This window comes from Pseudonocardia sp. EC080619-01 (assembly GCF_001420995.1).
Lineage (GTDB): Bacteria > Actinomycetota > Actinomycetes > Mycobacteriales > Pseudonocardiaceae > Pseudonocardia.
The window spans coordinates 5068675-5084935 of the sequence record NZ_CP012184.1 but is presented as its reverse complement, the minus strand read 5'-3'; the positions used below and the strand labels follow the sequence as shown (position 1 = coordinate 5084935).

The following is a 16261-nucleotide window of genomic DNA, read 5'->3' as shown; positions in this document are numbered from 1 at the left end:
CACTCGGGTGTCCTGGACCACAGTGGCCCGGCGGGGCCCGACGGTGGGAGGCAGCGGTGACGGTGACCGGGCGCGGGATGACGATGGCGGACCTGCTGGCGCGGCACGCCCGCACCCGGCCGGACGAGCCGGCACTGGCCGATCCACGGACCGCACGCAGCTACGCCGAGGTCGACGACCGGGTGTCCCGGCTCGCGGGCGGGCTCGCCGACCGCGGGGTCGCCCGCGGTGACCGGGTCGCCGTCCTCGGGCTGAACTCGGTCGAGCTGGTCGAGGCGTACCTCGCGGTGCTGCGTCGCGGCGCGATCTGCGTCCCGCTGAACTTCCGGCTCACCGCAGGCGAGATCGGCTACCAGCTCGCCGACTGCGGCGCGACGGCCGTGGTGTGCGACGAGGCGTTCGCCGCGACGGTGGCGGACGCGCGCGCCGACGCCCCCGCGGTGCGGGCGGTGCTCGTGATCGGCGCGGACACCGAGGGCCTCCCGCCGGTGGACGACGGGTGGGACGACGACGCCTCCGACGACGAGGCCGCCTACATCATGTACACCTCGGGGACCACCGGACGGCCGAAGGGCGCGGTGCTCACCCACCGCAACCTGCTGCTGCACGCGTTCTCCCAGATCACACACCTCGGGATCACCGGCGAGGACCGGGTCTGGCTGTCCGGGGCGCCGCTGTTCCACATCGCCGGGCTCGCCGGGATGGTGCCGTCGCTGATCTCCGGCGGGCGGACGATCGTGCCGCCGTCCGGCGGGTTCGACCCGGTGGAGACGGTGGCGCTGTTGGAGCGCGAACGGGTGTCGTCGTGCTTCTTCGTGCCCGCGCAGTGGCAGGCGATCTGCGCGGTGCCGGACCTCGCGTCGCGCGACCTGTCGGCGCTGCGCCGGATCTCCTGGGGCGCGGCACCGGCGTCGACGACGCTGATCCGCACGATGATCGACACGTTCCCGCAGGCGAGCGTGGTGACCGCCTTCGGCCAGACCGAGTGCAGCCCGGTGACCTGCACGTTGCGCGGTGAGGACGCGATCCGCAAGATCGGCTCGATCGGGACCCCGATGGTCAACGTCGAGGTCCGGGTGGTCGACGAGGACATGGCCGACGTCCGGCCCGGCGACGTCGGCGAGATCGTCTACCGCGGCCCCACCGTGATGCGCGGGTACTGGAACCGGCCCGAGGAGACGGCCGAGGCGTTCCGCGGCGGCTGGTTCCACTCCGGCGACCTGGTGCGCGAGGACCCGGACGGCTTCCTCTACGTCGTCGACCGCAAGAAGGACATGGTGATCAGCGGCGGCGAGAACGTCTACTGCGCGGAGGTCGAGAACGTGCTGGCCGGGCACCCGAAGGTCGCCGACGTGGCGCTGATCGGGGTGCCCGACGAACGGTGGGGCGAGACGCCGCTGGCGGTCGTCGTCCCGGCCGACCCCGGCGATCCCCCGACGCTCGACGAGATCACGGAGTACTGCGCCGACCGGCTGGCCCGCTACAAGCGCCCGACCCGCGTCGAGGTCGTGGCGGAGCTGCCCCGCAACCCGTCCGGCAAGGTGCTGAAGACGACCCTGCGCTCGGCGTACGGCGCCGCACAGCCCGCCTGACCCGCGAAGGGCCTACCGTCGGCCCCGTGGGAATCGTGGAGTCGGTGAACGTCGGCATCGTGCGCGCGGTGCTCGCCAAGACCGGTGCGTCCGGCATCGACAAGCGCCCGGCCACCGGGCCGGTCCCCGTGCAGGTACCCGGGCCCGGGGAGAGCGGTCTCGACGGCGACCCGATCTGCGACACCGACCACCACGGCGGCCCGGACCAGGCCGTCTACGCCTACGCCCGCGAGGACCTCGACGGCTGGGAGCCCGAGCTGGGCCCGCTGCGGGCCGGGACGTTCGGCGAGAACCTCACCACCCGCGGGGTCGAGGTGACGGGCGCCGAGCTCGGCGAGCGGTGGCGGGTCGGTGCGGTGCTGTTGCAGGTCACGGTGCCGCGGATCCCGTGCCGGACGTTCGCGGCGTGGCTGGAGCGCGGAGGCTGGGTGCGGACCTTCACCCGGGCCGCCCGCCCCGGCGCCTACCTGAGCGTCGTCGAGCCCGGCGACGTCCACGCCGGGGACCCGGTGACCGTCGAGCACCGGCCGGGGCACGGCGTCACGATCGGCACCGCGTTCCGGGCGCTGCTCACCGAACCCGAGCTGCTCCCCGGCCTGCTCGCGGCCGGTGACGACCTGCTCCCCGGCGTCCGCGCGCAGGTCGAGCGCCGCACCGGCAGCTGACCCCAGACCTTTATCGACAACTGTTACTGTTATCGGTATGGCCGATCCGCGCGTGCCCGTCACGATCCTGTCCGGCTTCCTGGGGGCCGGGAAGACGACCCTGCTCGACCACCTGCTGGCGAACCGGGAGGGCCGCCGGATCGCCGTCGTCGTGAACGACATGAGCGAGGTCAACATCGACGCCGCGCTGGTCGCCGGGCAGGGCACGCTGCACCGCACCGAGGAACGGCTCGTCGAGCTGACCAACGGCTGCATCTGCTGCACGCTGCGCGAGGACCTGCTGACCACCGTCGGCGAGCTCGCCGCCGAGGGCCGCTACGACCACGTCGTCGTCGAGTCGACCGGGATCTCCGAGCCGATGCCGGTGGCGGCGACCTTCGAGTGGACCTTCGACGACGGCACCGCCCTCTCCGACCGGGCCCGGCTCGACACCATGATCACGGTGGTCGACGCGTCCGCGTTCGAGACGCTCCTGACCACCGGGGACGCGCTGGCCGACCGCGGGCTGCAGGCCGCCGACGGCGACGAGCGCACCCTGGCGGACCTGGTCGCCGACCAGGTCGAGTTCGCCGACCTGCTGGTACTCAACAAGACCGACCTCGTCCCGCCGCACCGGCTCGGCCGGATCGAGGCGCTGCTGCGCCGGATGAACCCCGGCGCCCGGATCCGGCGGGCGGTCCGCGGGGACGTGCCGGTCGCGGAGCTGCTCGACACCCACCGGTACGACCCGGTGGGCGCGGCCCGCACCCCCGGCTGGGCGCAGGAGCTGGAGGGCACGCACACCCCGGAGACCGAGGAGTACAGGATCGCGTCGGTGACGTGGCGGGCGTCCCGCCCGTTCCACCCCGCCCGGCTCCTCGACGCGCTCGCCGAGTGGCCCGGGCTGCTCCGCAGCAAGGGCTTCTGCTGGATCGCCTCCCGCCCCGACCTCGCCGGGCTCTGGTCGCAGGCCGGGCCCAACGTGGCGCTGGACCCGGCCGCGCACTGGACGGAGACCGGCGGTCCGCGCGGCCAGGAGATCGTGTTCATCGGGCTCGGGGTGACGGCGGCCGGTGTCGCGGCCCGGCTGGACCCGGCGCTGCTCACCGACGGCGAGCTGCTCGCCGGCCCGGACTCGTGGCGGACGCTGCCCGATCCGCTGCCCGGGTGGGACCTCACCGATCCGCACCCGGTGCACGGGGCAACGGCCCCCGAGTAGCGTCACGCTCCGTGCCCGACCTGACTCCGGACGAGTTCCGCGCCCTCGGCCACCTGTTCGTCGACGCGGTCGCCGACTCCCGGGCCGGGCTGCACCGGCGGCCGGTCCGCGACGTCGTCGAGCCGGGCACCGTGCGCGCCCGGTTCGACGACCACGCGGCCGAGGCCCCGTCCCCGCTGGCCGCGTTCCCCTCGCTGGTCGAGACCGTCACCGGCGACGCCGAGACCCGCTGGCAGCATCCCGGCTTCCACGCGTTCTTCCCGGCCAACGCGTCGCTGACCTCGCTGCTCGGCGAGCTCCTGTCCGGCTCCGCGGGGGCGCAGGGGATGCTCTGGTCGACCTCGCCGGCGTGCACCGAGGTCGAGCAGGCGATCACCGACCAGCTGGCCCGCGCACTCGGCCTCGCCGAGGAGTTCACCCACGACGGCGGCGGTGGCGGCGTCATCCAGGACTCGGCGTCGTCGGCGTCGCTGGTGGCGCTGCTGGCGGCGCTGCACCGCGCCGCACCCGGCCCGGACGACGGCTGGCGGGCACGCGGCGTCACCGGCCGCGAGCGCGTGTACGTGACCGCCGAGACGCACTCCTCGCTGGCCAAGGCGGTCCGCACGGCCGGACTGGGTGCGCGTGGCCTGCGCACGGTGCCCTGCACGACCGGCACGGCGTCGATGGATCCCGAGGCGCTGCGCGTGGCGATGGCCGAGGACGCGGCGGCGGGGCTGCTCCCGGTCATGGTGTGCGCGACCGTCGGCACCACCTCGACCGGCGCGTCGGACCCGGTCGGCCCGGTCGCCGCCGTCGCGGCCGAGCACCGGGCCTGGGTGCACGTCGACGCGGCCTGGGCGGGCGTCGCGGCGCTGTGCGAGGAGCACCGCTGGGTGGTCGACGGCGCCGACCGGGCGGACTCGTTCTGCACCGACGCACACAAGTGGCTGCTCACCGCGTTCGACGCGTCGCTGCTCTGGGTCCGGGACGCGTCCGCGCTGCCCGCGGCCCTCTCGATCGCGGCGCCGTACCTGCGGGACGCGGCGTCGGACTCCGGCGCGGTCGTCGACTACCGGGACTGGCAGGTGCCGCTCGGGCGCCGGTTCCGGGCGTTGAAGCTGTGGGCGGTGCTGCACGGCCAGGGGCTGTCCGGGCTGCGCGCACCTGCGGGGGCACGTCGCGCTGGCCGCCGAGCTGGCCGAACGCGTCCGCGGTCACGACGGCCTCGACCTGGCCGCCGAGCCCGTGCTCGCCCTGGTCTGCCTGCGCGTGACCGGCACCGGCTCGGACGGGGGCGACGACGAGGCCACCCGGACGCTGCTGGACGCGGCGAACGCGACCGGCCGGGTCCTGCTGTCCGGCACCGACGTCGGCGGGCGACCGGTGATCCGGGTGGCGTTCGGCAACCCGGCGACCGGAACCGGGCAGCTCGACGATCTCTGGACGATTCTCGCAGGCCGGTAGTGATCTTCCCGGGCAGGTAAGGTTACCCTCGCTGCATGACAGGGTCCGCTGAGCCGGCACCGCTCGGGGAGGTGTCCGGGCGGGACGTCCTGCGTGGCTCGCTCGGCGCGTTCCGCGGCCGGATCGCCGCCGCGGCGGCGTTGTTCTGCAGCCACCAGGCCGGCGAGGCTCTGGTGCCCGTGCTGGTCGGTGTGATCATCGACCGTGCCGTCGCGACCGGGGACCCGGTCGCGCTGGCCGGGTGGCTCGCGGTCCTCGCACTGGACTTCCTGGTGCTGTCGTACTCCTACCGGTTCGGTGCCCGGCGGGCCTGGTCGGCGGAGGCATGGGCGGACGCCCGGCTGCGCCGCCTGGTCGCCGCCCGGCTGCTGCACCCGCGGGGCGGCGGGGAGGCCGGCCGGCTGCCCGGCGAGCTCTCCGGGATCGCGGTGTCCGACGCCAAGCGGGTCGCCGAGCTCAACGTCGCCGTCCCGTTCGGGTTCGCCGCGGTCGCGGCCGTCGCGGTCGCCGCGGTCTCGTTGCTGACCATCTCGCCGACGCTGGGCCTGCTGATCCTGCTCGGCACCCCGCCGCTGCTCTGGCTGGTGCAGCTCGTGGTCAAGCCGCTGCAGAAGCGGTCGGGGCCGGAGCAGGAGCACGCCGCCCAGGCCGCCGGGACCGCGGCCGACCTGGTCGCCGGGCTGCGGGTGCTCAACGGCATCGGCGCCCGCCCGGCCGCCGTCCGCCGGTACCGGGTCCGCAGCCGGGACGCGCTCGGCGCGACACTGCGCGCCACCCGCGCCGAGGCCGGGTTCCTCGGCTCGGTCCAGCTGGCCAACGGCCTGTTCCTCGCGGTGATCGCGCTGGTCGGCGGCATGCTGGCCGCGAACGGCTCGATCACCGTCGGCGGGCTGGTGTCCGCGGTCGGCCTGGCCCAGTTCCTGGTCGGTCCCCTGCAGATGTTCGGCTTCGTCAGCGCCCGGCTCGCCCAGGGACGGGCGTCGGCGGCCCGGATCGCGACCGTGCTCTCGGCCGGACCGGCCGTCGGCTCCGGCCCGGACGAGCTCGCCGGCACCCCGGGCGCCGGGCCGGCCGAGCTGGCGGTGCGCGGGCTGCGCCACGGCCGCCTCGGCGGCGACGAGGGCCTCGACCTGACCGTGACGCCGGGCCCGCCCGCCGCCGTCGTGACCGCCGACCCGGAGGACGCGGCCGCGCTGCTGTCCTGCCTGGCCCGGGAGACCGAACCGGACGGCGGCCGGATCGCGCTCGACGGCGTCGCGCTCGACGCGTGGCCGGCCGACGTCGCCCGCGGCGCCGTGCTGGTCGCCGCGCACGACGCCCACCTGTTCACCGGCACCCTGCGCGAGAACGTGCTGGCCGGCGCCCCGGACGACACGGACCCGGAACCGGCGATGGCCGCCGCGGCCGCCGACCAGGTCGCGACGACCCTGCCGGCGGGCGCCGACACCGACGTCTCCGCACGGGGCCGGTCGCTGTCCGGCGGGCAGCGGCAACGGATCGCGCTGGCCCGTGCGCTGGCCGCGGACGCCCCGGTGCTCGTCCTGCACGACCCGACGACGGCGGTCGACGCCGTCACCGAGGTCCGGGTCGCCGAGGGCCTGGCCCGTTTCCGGGCCGGTCGCAGCACCCTGCTGGTGACCACGAGCCCGGTGCTGCTGGACCGGGCGGGCGAGGTGCTGTTCGTCGTCGGGGGCCGGGTCCGGTCCCGCGGCCGGCACGCCGAGCTGATGGACGACCCCGACTACCGCGCGGTGGTGACCGCATGACCGCCCCGACCGTGCTGCTGCCGATCGCGTCCACGGCGCGGATCCGCGCCCTGCTCGGCGAGCTGGGCCGCCCGGCCCGCGGGACCGCCGTCGTCGCACTGCTGGTGCTCGTCGGCGGGGCCGCGGTGAGCCTGCTGGCCGCACCGCTGCTCGGCGACATCGTCGACCGGGTCGCCCAGGGCCGGGGCGCGGACGCCGTCTGGCCGCCGGTGCTCGGTCTGGCCGGGATCGCCGTGGTGCAGGGCCTGCTGGGCGCGCTCGGCGTCGCCCTCGCGGCCCGGTTCTGCGAGACCCTGCTGGCCGGTTTGCGCGAGCGGTTCGTGGACCGCGCGCTGCACCTGCCGCAGGCCCGGGTGGAGGCGGCCGGTGCGGGCGACCTCACCTCCCGGGTCACCGACGACGTCGCGGTCGTCGGTGAGGCCGTGCGCGAGGCCGTGCCGGAGCTGGCCCGGGCCGCCCTGCTGGTCGCGCTGACCGGCGTCGGGCTGGCGGTGCTGGACTGGCGCTTCCTGCTCGCGGCGCTCCTGGCCGTCCCGGTGCAGGTCTGGACGGCACGGTCGTTCCTCGGCCGGTCCACGCCGCTCTACACGGCGCAGCGGATCGCCGGCGGCGCCCAGCAGCAGCAGCTCCTCGACACGGCGTCCGGGCTGTCCACGGTGCGCGCGTTCCGGCTGCACGAGAGCCACGCGACGACGATCGCCGGGCGCGCGGCCGAGGTCGCCCGGCTCGTCGTCGCCGTCGTCCGGATGCACACCCGGCTGTTCGGCCGGCTCAACCTGGCCGAGTTCATCGGGCTCGGCGCGGTGCTGATCACCGGGTTCTGGCTGGTCGGGTCCGGCGCGACGAGCATCGGCACGGCGAGCGCGGCCGCGCTGTACTTCGTCAACCTCTTCACCCCGATCAACATCGTGCTGTTCCAGCTGGACGCGGCGCAGACCGCGCTGGCCGGGCTGCGCCGGATCGTCGGGGTCGCCGACCTCGAGCACGGCGACGACGCCGCCGGCGCCGGCGCCGCGGCCGCCGGGGCGGGGCTGCGGGTGCGCGGCCTCGGCCACAGCTACGTCGACGGCCACCCGGTGCTCGCCGGCGTCGATCTCGACGTGGCCGCCGGTGAGCGGGTCGCGCTGGTCGGCGCCAGCGGTGCCGGGAAGTCGACGCTGGCCGGGATCGTGGCGGGGGTGCACTCCCCCGGCGCCGGGACCGTGGAGATCGGCGGCGCGGCGCTGGCGGACCTGGGCGCGGACGCCCGGCGGGAGGCGGTGGCCCTGGTGACCCAGGAGTCGCACGTGTTCGCCGGCACCCTGGCCGAGGACCTGCGGCTGGCCTGCCCGGACGCCGGCGACGACGCGCTGCTCGCCGCGCTCGACCGGGTCGGGGCCGGGGACTGGGCCCGTGCCCTCCCCGGCGGCCTGGACACCGTCGTCGGCGACGGCGGGCACCGGCTCCCGGTCGTCGCCGCCCAGCAGCTGGCGCTGGCCCGGGTCGTGCTCACCGACCCGGCGGTGCTGGTGCTCGACGAGGCGACCGCGGAGGCCGGCAGCGCCGGTGCCCGCGCGCTGGAGGAGTCCGCCGAGGCCGCGCTGGCCGGGCGCACCGGCCTCGTCGTCGCGCACCGGCTCACCCAGGCCGCGGCGGCCGACCGCGTCGTGGTGCTGGAGGCCGGCCGGGTGGTCGAGCAGGGCCCGCACGACGACCTCGTCGCCGCGGGCGGGCGCTACGCCCGGCTGTGGGCCGCCTGGTCCGGCGCCCGCGGCGGCGGAGCCCCGGAACCCACCGAGACCGGGCCCTCGCGGGCCGGGACACACACGTGATCCGCGACCTGCGGGTCCACCGGAAAGGATCAGAAATGCCCCGTCCTCTCCTGCGCACGATCGCCGCCTGCGCGGTCCTGCTCCTCGCGCTGGCAGGTTGCTCGTCCGGCGGTGGTGGCGAGCAGGCCGCGCCGTCCGGTGCGGAGGCCCCGGCCGGGGCGTTCCCCGTCACGCTCCAGCACGCCTTCGGCTCGACGACGATCCCGCAGCAGCCGCAGCGCGTCGTCGCGATCGGCTACAACGAGGCCGACTTCGTGATGGCGCTCGGCGTGCAGCCGGTCGCCGAGCGCCAGGTCATCGGCGACTTCCCGTTCCAGCAGCGGCCGTGGCTGCCGCAGCCGCCGCTCGGGCCGACCCCCGAGGTCCTCGACGCCAGCAACCTGCCGATCGAGCAGATCGCCGCGCTGCAGCCGGACCTCATCCTCGGCGTGTACTCGTTCATCGACCGCGGCACCTACGACGCGCTCTCCAAGATCGCCCCGACGGTCGCCCAGCCGACCGAGGACGGCACCAACGCCTCGACCTGGGACGTGCAGACCCGGGTGACCGGCCAGGCGCTCGGCCGCACCGAGCAGGCCGACGAGGTCATCGCCGCGACGCAGCAGAAGTTCGACGAGGCGAAGCAGCAGCACCCCGACTTCGCCGGCAAGAAGCTGAGCATGGCGTTCTACGTCGAGGGGGAGCCGTACAACCTCGGCACCGACGACCTGCGCGCCCAGCTGTTCGCGGGCCTCGGGTTCCAGGTGCGGGCCGACTCGCCCACGCTGTCGCTGGAGCAGCAGGGCCAGCTGGACAACGACGTCATCGTCGTCATCGGGCGGACCAAGGCGGAGGCCATGGCCGACCCGGTGTTCGCCGCGATCCCGGCGGTCCGTGAGGGCCGGGTGGCCTTCCTCCCGGCCTTCGGCTCGGAGTTCGGCGGGGCGCTGGGCTACTCCAGCCCGCTGTCGCTGCCGTACGCGATCGACACCGTCAACCCGCTGCTCGACGGCGCGCTGAAGGGCGAGGCGCCGGGCACCTGATCCGGTCCGGCTCCCCGCAGCACCGGCGGCCCCGTGACGCAGCAGCGTCGCGGGGCCGCCGGTCGTTCAGGACCCGCCGAGCGCCCGGCGCAGCAGCGGCTCCGGGTCCGGTGCGGCGGTGGGTGCGGAGACCGCGAGCACCAGCCACCCCTCGACGACGGCGAGCACCGCCCGGACGCCGTCGGCGTCGCGCGGGGTGCCCAGCCGGTCCAGCCAGTCCGCGCCCCACCGTTCGATCCGGGTCCGTGCCGCCGCGATCCGCTCCTGCAGCGCCGGGTCCAGGGCCGCCTCGACGAAGATCGCGTGCCGGGCCAGGGTCAGCTCCCGGCCGGGACCCGCGAGCTCGCGGACCGTCCCGGCCAGCGCCCGCACGGTCCGCTCCTCGGCCGTCCCACCGGCGGCGGCCGGCCGGCCGCCGGCGAGCAGCTCCCAGGCGGCGACCTCCCGCTCCAGCAGCCGGTCCAGCACGCCGGCGACCAGCTCCGACCGGGTGCGCGCCACGTTCGACGCCGACCCCGGCGGCAGGCCCGCCGCCGCGTCCACCGCGCGGTGCGTCAACGCCCGCGATCCGCCCGCCCCCAGGACGGTGATCGCCGCGTCCAGCACCCGTTCCCGCCGTTCCGACACGAGCCCACACTACAACCGTAGTGACTCAGCACTACATCCGTAGTACTTTCACCGTCATGCGGGCGACGGTGGTGGGGGCGGGGATCGGCGGGCTGACCGTCGCGGCGGGGCTGCACGCGGCGGGCTGGGAGGTCGTCGTGCGGGAGCGGGCGGCCGGGCCCGTCACCGACGGTACCGCCCTCGGGATCTGGCCGGCCGCGGTCCGCGCGCTGGACGGGCTCGGCGCGGGCGACGACCTGCGGGCGGTGTCCCGGCCGCAGTCGTCCGGGACGCTGCGCCGCCCGGACGGCACCCGGCTCGCCACGATCGACGCGTCGCGGACCGGGGAGGTGCTGCTGGTCGCCCGCCCCGACCTCATGGCGCTGCTGGCCGCGCGGCTCCCGGGCGGGACGGTCCGGTACGACGACCCGGTGACCGGCCCGGCGGGGCTCCACGCCGGTGCCGACCTCGTCGTCGGCGCGGACGGCGTGGGATCGGTGGTCCGCGCGCTCCTGCCCGGTGGTGCGGGCGTCCGGCCGCGGCGCACCGGGACCGTCGCCTACCGGGGCGTCGCCACCCTGCGGGTCGACGCCGGCAGCGAGACCTGGGGACGCGCGGCCCGGTTCGGGGTGCTCCCGCACGGCCCGGCCGGGGACCGGGTCAACTGGTACGCCGTGCTGCCCGCCCCGGACGTCCCGGCCGCGCGCGACCCGGAGGCCGATCTCGCCCTGCTCCGCGAGCGGTTCGGGGACTGGCACGACCCGGTGCCCCGGGTGCTCGACCGGATCGCCGCCGACGGCCACCTGCGCCACCATCTCGCCGACCTGCACCCCCGGCTGCGCAGCTACACCGACGGTCACCGGGTGGCCGTGCTCGGGGACGCCGCCCACGCGATGACCCCGGATCTCGGGCAGGGCGCCTGCCAGGCCCTGCTCGACGGCGTCGCCCTGGCCTCCGCGGTCACGTCCGGGGACCCGCTGCCCGCCGCCCTGCGGCGCTACGACCGGGAGCGGCGGCGCCGGACCCAGCGGCTGGCCGGCACCGCACGCGTCGTGCACCGGGTGGCGCAGGCCCGGCGGGGCGTCCGGCTGCGCGACGCCGTGCTGCGGGCCCTGCCCGCCTGACACCCCGGGTCCGGCGGTGGAGTGAACGTCACGTCACGGCCGGGCCGGATCCCCTTGCCCGCGAGGCGACCCGGGACGAGGGTGATCGCGGCCCGGACGGACGTGGGGGGATCAGGTGACGGGAACACGCGAGCGGTGGCGCGGCTGGACCGTGGTGCACGGCGGGCGGACCCCGCCGCCCGGCGAGGTCGTCGCACCGGACGAGCGGCTGTCCTGGCCCCGCACGATCGGGCTGGGCGGACAGCACGTCGTCGCGATGTTCGGGGCGACGTTCGTCTTCCCGGTCCTCATGGGCCTGAACCCGAACATCGCGATCCTGATGAGCGGTGTCGCCACGGCGCTGTTCCTGCTGATCACGAAGGGTCGGATCCCCAGCTACCTGGGCTCGTCGGCGTCGTTCGTCGGCGGGGTCGCGGCGATCCGCGCACAGGGCGGCGACTCGGCCGCGGTGACCGGCGCGATCGTCGTCGCCGGGGTGGCGCTGCTCGTGATCGGGCTGGTCGTGCACCGGCTCGGCGCGGGCTGGGTGACCCGGGTGCTCCCGCCCGCGGTGACCGGCGCCGTCGTCATGCTGATCGGGTTCAACCTGGCCGGGGTGGCCGGCACCGTCTACTGGCCGCAGGACCAGTGGGCCGCCCTGGTCACGATGGTCGTGGTGATGGCCGCGGCGGTGCTGCTGCCCGGCTTCTGGGGCCGGATCGGCGTGCTGATCGGCCTGGTCGCCGGGTTCGCGTTCTCCTGGCTGCTCGACCTCACCACCGGGCCCGTCACCTCACCGGACGCGAACGGCGACGTCGTGACCCGGATGCGGGTGGACCTGTCCGGTGTCGGGGAGGCCGGCTGGGTCGGGCTGCCGCCCGCGACGATGCCCGGCCCGGACGGCATGGAGATCGCCGGCTGGCACCTGCCGACGTTCTCGCTGACGTTCGCCCTGCTCGTCCTGCCCTCGGTCATCGCGCTGGTCGCGGAGAACACCGGCCACGTCAAGGCGGTGCAGGGCATGACCGGCGCCGACCTCGACCCCTACCTCGGCCGGGCGCTCGCCGCCGACGGCCTGGGCACCACGCTCGCCGGCACCGTCGGCGGCTCCCCCACCACGACCTACGCCGAGAACATCGGCGTGATGGCCGCGACCCGCGTCTACTCGACCGCCGCCTACTGGGTCGCCGCGGCCGTCGCGGTGCTGCTCGGGTTCTGCCCGAAGTTCGGCGCGTTGATCGTGGCCGTCCCGGGCGGGGTGCTCGGCGGCCTGACCGTGGTGCTCTACGGCATGGTCGGCCTGCTCGGCGCCACGATCTGGGTCCGGGCCGGGGTGGATCTCGGGCACCCGGCGAACCTGGTCCCGCTGGCCGCGGGGCTCATCATCGGGATCGGCGACGCGAGCCTGTCGGTCGGCGGGTTCGAGCTCTCCGGGATCTCGCTCGGCACGATCGTCGTGCTCGTCGGTTACCACGCGCTGCACGCACTGCTACCGGCCGACCGCCGACCGTCACACCCGTCGTGAACAGGTGATCACGACCTCCGCGGCGGTGCTGGCGCGGGCGTTGCGGTCTGCATAGGGTCGTCCCGTTTGGCCGGGTGGTCCCGGTCGCGTACGACCCCGACCGCGATCCCGAGGAGGTCCGAGCGGATGAGCGACGGCCCGTCCCGCACGACACAGTCCGGACCGGTGGACGACGGCGTCCCCGACGAGCCGGCGGTCCGGCTCAACAAGCCGGTCTTCTACGGCTCCGCGATCGGCGTGCTGCTCGTCGCGGCCTGGGCGATCCTCCTGCCGGAGAACGCCGACACCGTCATCGGACTCCTCGTCGAGTTCATCGCCGGCGGCTTCGGCTGGTTCTACGTCGTGGTCGCGACCGTCGTCCTGGCGTTCGTGCTGTTCCTGGCGCTGTCCCGGTACGGCTCGATCAAGCTCGGGCCCGACCACTCGCAGCCGGACTACTCGAACCTGTCCTGGGCGGCGATGCTGTTCGCCGCCGGGATCGGCACCGACCTGATGTTCTTCTCGGTCGCCGAGCCGGTCACCCAGTTCACCGCACCCCCGGTCGGTGAGGGCGGCACGGTCGAGGCGGCCCGCGAGGCGACCGTGTGGACGCTGTTCCACTACGGCCTCACCGGCTGGGGCATGTACGCGCTGATGGGCATCGCGCTGGCCTACTTCGCGTACCGCCGCGAGCTGCCGCTGTCGATCCGCTCCGCGCTCTACCCGCTGATCGGCAAGCGGGTGTTCGGCCGGGTCGGGCACGCGATCGACCTCGCCGCCGTCCTCGGCACGATCTTCGGGATCGCGACGTCGCTCGGCATCGCCGTGGTGCTGCTCAACGTCGGGCTGAACGTGATGTTCGGCGTCCCGCAGGGGCTCGGCGCGCAGACCGCGCTCGTCGTCGTCGCGGTGGTCATCGCGACCGTGTCGGCGGTGTCCGGGGTGGACAAGGGCATCAAGCGGCTCTCCGAGCTGAACGTGATCGCGGCGCTGGCGCTGGCCCTGTTCATCCTGGTCACCGGGAACACGTCGTTCCTGCTCAACGCCCTGGTCACCAACCTGGGCGACTACCTGTCGAGCTTCCCCGCGCTGACCATGGAGACCTTCGCGTTCGACCAGGCGGACCCCGCCGTCGGCGAGTGGCTCAACCTGTGGACGCTGTTCTTCTGGGCCTGGTGGATCGCCTGGGCGTCGTTCGTCGGGCTGTTCCTGGCCCGGATCTCGCGTGGCCGCACGATCCGGCAGTTCGTCGTCGGCACCCTGGTGATCCCGTTCCTCTACATCCTGTTCTGGATCTCGATCTTCGGGAACGCCGCGCTGGACGCCGTCCGCTCCGGTGACTCCGAGCTCGCCGACCTGGCGGTCAACCAGCCGGAGCAGGGTTTCTACGCGTTGCTCGCCGACTACCCGTGGGCCGGCTTCCTGGCCGGTCTCGCCACCCTGACCGGCCTGCTCTTCTACGTGACGTCCGCGGACTCCGGCGCGCTGGTCATGGCCAACCTGACCTCCTACCGGAAGACCCCCCGCGACGACGCCACGGCCGCCAACCGGATCTTCTGGGCCGCCGCGACCGGCCTGCTCACCCTCGGCATGCTGTTCGTCGGCGGGATCACCACGCTGCAGAACGCGACCGTGATCATGGGGCTGCCGTTCGCGTTCGTGATGGTCCTGGTGATGCTCGGGCTCTACAAGGCGCTCCGGCTGGAGCATTACCGGTCGGAGAGCAGGCGGTCCAGCCTGCCCGCCCTCCTGTCCGGGCGGAGCCGGCCGGGCGGCCCCGACCCGGACGCGGGCAAGGACTGGCGGCAGCGGCTGCGCCGCACGATGGACCACGCCGACTCGCACGGGGCCGACGAGTTCCTGGCCGGGACCGCGACCACCGTGCTCGACGACGTCGCGGCCGAGCTGCGCGCGCAGGGCGTCCCGACCCGGGTGCAGCGCTGCGACGACACCGACGCCCCGGAGGTCGAGCCCGGCGAGGACCGTCCGGAGGGGATGCAGCCCCTGGAGCTGGTGGCCGACGTGCACGAGACGCTGCCGTTCGTCTACCGGCTGGTGCCCCGGGTGACCGGCCTGCCCCGCTTCACCGGCGCCACCGGGAGCGCGCTCCCCGCCCCGGCCGGGATCGAGACGGCCGAGACGGCGTCCTGGACGGACCACCACCGCGTCGAGGTGCACCTGCAGGGCGGCGGCCAGGGCTACACCGTCATGGGGTACAGCTACGGCCAGCTCGTCGACGACCTACTCGACCAGTACGAGCAGCACCTCGAGCTGCTCCGGCTGGAGCGGGAGGCGTCGAGCTAGGCGCCCGCCCGGCGCTCCCGCACGACGATCGCCGCGTCCTTGTGCGGGAGCGCGACCGTCTCGGCGTGGGTGAACCCGCCCCGGCGGAACGCGCCGAGCGCGGCGTCGTTGCGGGCGTCCGGTTCGGCGAGCACCCGCGGGCAGCCCGGCTCCGCCGCCAGCAGGGCGTCGGCGACCGCGCCCAGCAGCGCACCACCGGTCCCCCGCCGGTGCGCCGCACCGACGCAGACGTGCACCCCGAGATCGTCCGGGCCGGCCGGGAACCCGCGGGCCAGCGCGTGCCGGATCGGGCGGTAGAGCTCCAGGTAGGCGACCGGACCCGCACCGGGATCGATGGTGTCGTCGACCAGGACGGCGGCCGTGCCGCTGCCCGGGCCGTGCCCGGCGAGCTCACGGGCCCAGCGCCGGTCCGGCCACGGCTGGCCGAAGAACCGGATCACCTCGGGCCGGCGCATCCAGCCGGCCAGGGTGTCCAGGTCGGCGCCGCCGGGGGTGGCGCGGCGCAGCCGGAACCGGCCGGCCCGTTCCGGCACCGGCGGGTCGGCCACCGCCACCGGCCCCACCGGGACCAGCGGGTTCCGGACCCGCTGCCACGCCGATGGGTGCAGCACCGGGCGGCGCGGCAGGTACGGGTCGGACAGCCAGGAGCCGAGCGCGTCCCGGACCGGGCCGGGGGCCTCGTCGTCCCGGGCGCCCACGAGCCGTCCGGTCAGCGCATCCAGCCGGGCCCGTTCGGTCTCCGCACCGGGGGCTCCGGCGGCGACCCGCGGGAGCAGGCCGTCGAGCAGGAGCGCGGCGCAGGCGTCCCGGGCCCTGGCAGCGGCGCCGTTCGTGGCGTGCGCCAGGTGCTGCCGGAGCGCTGCCAGCGCGGGACCGACCGCGGCGACCGGGTCCCGCGGGGCGTCCCCGGGGAGTCCGGCACCGGGCGGCGCCGCACGGGTGGCGCCGGTCGGTCCGGAGCGGGCCGCCAGCTCCGTGGTCAGCGCCGCGGCCAGCTCGTCCGGGTCGGGGTCGGGCTCCAGGCCGCCGTCGGACGTGCCGAGGGCGATCCGGGCGAACCGGTGCGTCCCGACCGGGGACACCTCCGCGACGTCGGCGACCACGCTCATCCCGACCGACGGCAGCGGGACCAGCATCGGCCCCGGCACCGGCTCGGCGTGCGTGTCGCGCAGGAGGTCCCGCAGCAGCGCCTGCTGCGCCTCCCCGGCCGACGGTGGTGTGAGCACGGGCGGCCCGGTCCTGCC

At 75.6% G+C, this 16261-nt stretch carries 12 protein-coding genes; 10 read left to right on the top strand and 2 right to left on the bottom strand.

Features of this window, described 5'->3' with window-relative positions; all coding sequences use genetic code 11:
* The first annotated feature begins 77 nt into the window (after window positions 1-77).
* The 7 genes from AD017_RS23845 to AD017_RS23815 are packed head-to-tail and all read left to right on the top strand — an operon-like array spanning window position 78 to window position 9500.
* Window positions 78-1592 (top strand): long-chain-fatty-acid--CoA ligase, encoded by a 1515-nt coding sequence (locus AD017_RS23845; protein ID WP_060576577.1) that lies wholly within the window; start codon window positions 78-80, stop codon window positions 1590-1592.
* Window positions 1593-1618: 26 nt separating this feature from the next.
* Entirely contained in the window at window positions 1619-2257 is a 639-nt protein-coding gene (locus AD017_RS23840; RefSeq protein ID WP_168170466.1) for an MOSC domain-containing protein, read from the top strand.
* Between the two features lie 37 nt (window positions 2258-2294).
* Window positions 2295-3455 (top strand): GTP-binding protein, encoded by a 1161-nt coding sequence (locus AD017_RS23835; protein ID WP_060575621.1) that lies wholly within the window; start codon window positions 2295-2297, stop codon window positions 3453-3455.
* Between the two features lie 11 nt (window positions 3456-3466).
* On the top strand, window positions 3467-4921 hold the full coding sequence (locus AD017_RS23830; protein WP_227012564.1) for a pyridoxal-dependent decarboxylase: 1455 nt from the start codon (window positions 3467-3469) through the stop codon (window positions 4919-4921).
* Window positions 4922-4936: 15 nt separating this feature from the next.
* Window positions 4937-6667, top strand: a complete 1731-nt coding sequence (locus tag AD017_RS23825) for an ABC transporter ATP-binding protein (protein WP_060575620.1) — start codon at window positions 4937-4939, stop codon at window positions 6665-6667.
* A complete protein-coding gene (locus AD017_RS23820; protein WP_060575619.1) occupies window positions 6664-8478 on the top strand; it encodes an ABC transporter ATP-binding protein in 1815 nt (604 codons plus the stop codon). The genes AD017_RS23825 and AD017_RS23820 overlap by 4 nt, the downstream gene beginning before the upstream one ends.
* A 35-nt stretch (window positions 8479-8513) precedes the next feature.
* Window positions 8514-9500 (top strand): iron-siderophore ABC transporter substrate-binding protein, encoded by a 987-nt coding sequence (locus tag AD017_RS23815; protein ID WP_010232720.1) that lies wholly within the window; start codon window positions 8514-8516, stop codon window positions 9498-9500.
* A 66-nt stretch (window positions 9501-9566) separates the two neighbouring features.
* Here AD017_RS23815 and AD017_RS23810 read toward each other — a convergent pair whose 3' ends face one another.
* Entirely contained in the window at window positions 9567-10127 is a 561-nt protein-coding gene (locus AD017_RS23810) for a TetR/AcrR family transcriptional regulator (RefSeq protein WP_060575618.1), read from the bottom strand.
* 56 nt (window positions 10128-10183) lie between these two features.
* Between AD017_RS23810 and AD017_RS23805 the strand changes: the two genes are divergently transcribed.
* The 3 genes from AD017_RS23805 (at window position 10184) to betT (ending at window position 15017) form a co-directional block, all read left to right on the top strand.
* The gene (locus AD017_RS23805) at window positions 10184-11230 is read left to right on the top strand and encodes an FAD-dependent monooxygenase (protein WP_060575617.1); all 1047 of its coding nucleotides are present in this window, start codon (window positions 10184-10186) and stop codon (window positions 11228-11230) included.
* A gap of 115 nt (window positions 11231-11345) precedes the next feature.
* A complete protein-coding gene (locus AD017_RS23800) occupies window positions 11346-12734 on the top strand; it encodes a uracil-xanthine permease family protein (protein WP_010230318.1) in 1389 nt (462 codons plus the stop codon).
* Between the two features lie 126 nt (window positions 12735-12860).
* On the top strand, window positions 12861-15017 hold the full coding sequence (betT, locus tag AD017_RS23795; RefSeq protein ID WP_060575616.1) for a choline BCCT transporter BetT: 2157 nt from the start codon (window positions 12861-12863) through the stop codon (window positions 15015-15017).
* On the opposite strand, the gene AD017_RS23790 is transcribed toward betT, so the two are convergent.
* Window positions 15014-16243 (bottom strand): GNAT family N-acetyltransferase, encoded by a 1230-nt coding sequence (locus AD017_RS23790; RefSeq protein ID WP_145982573.1) that lies wholly within the window; start codon window positions 16241-16243, stop codon window positions 15014-15016. The genes betT and AD017_RS23790 overlap by 4 nt on opposite strands.
* Window positions 16244-16261: the final 18 nt, after the last annotated feature.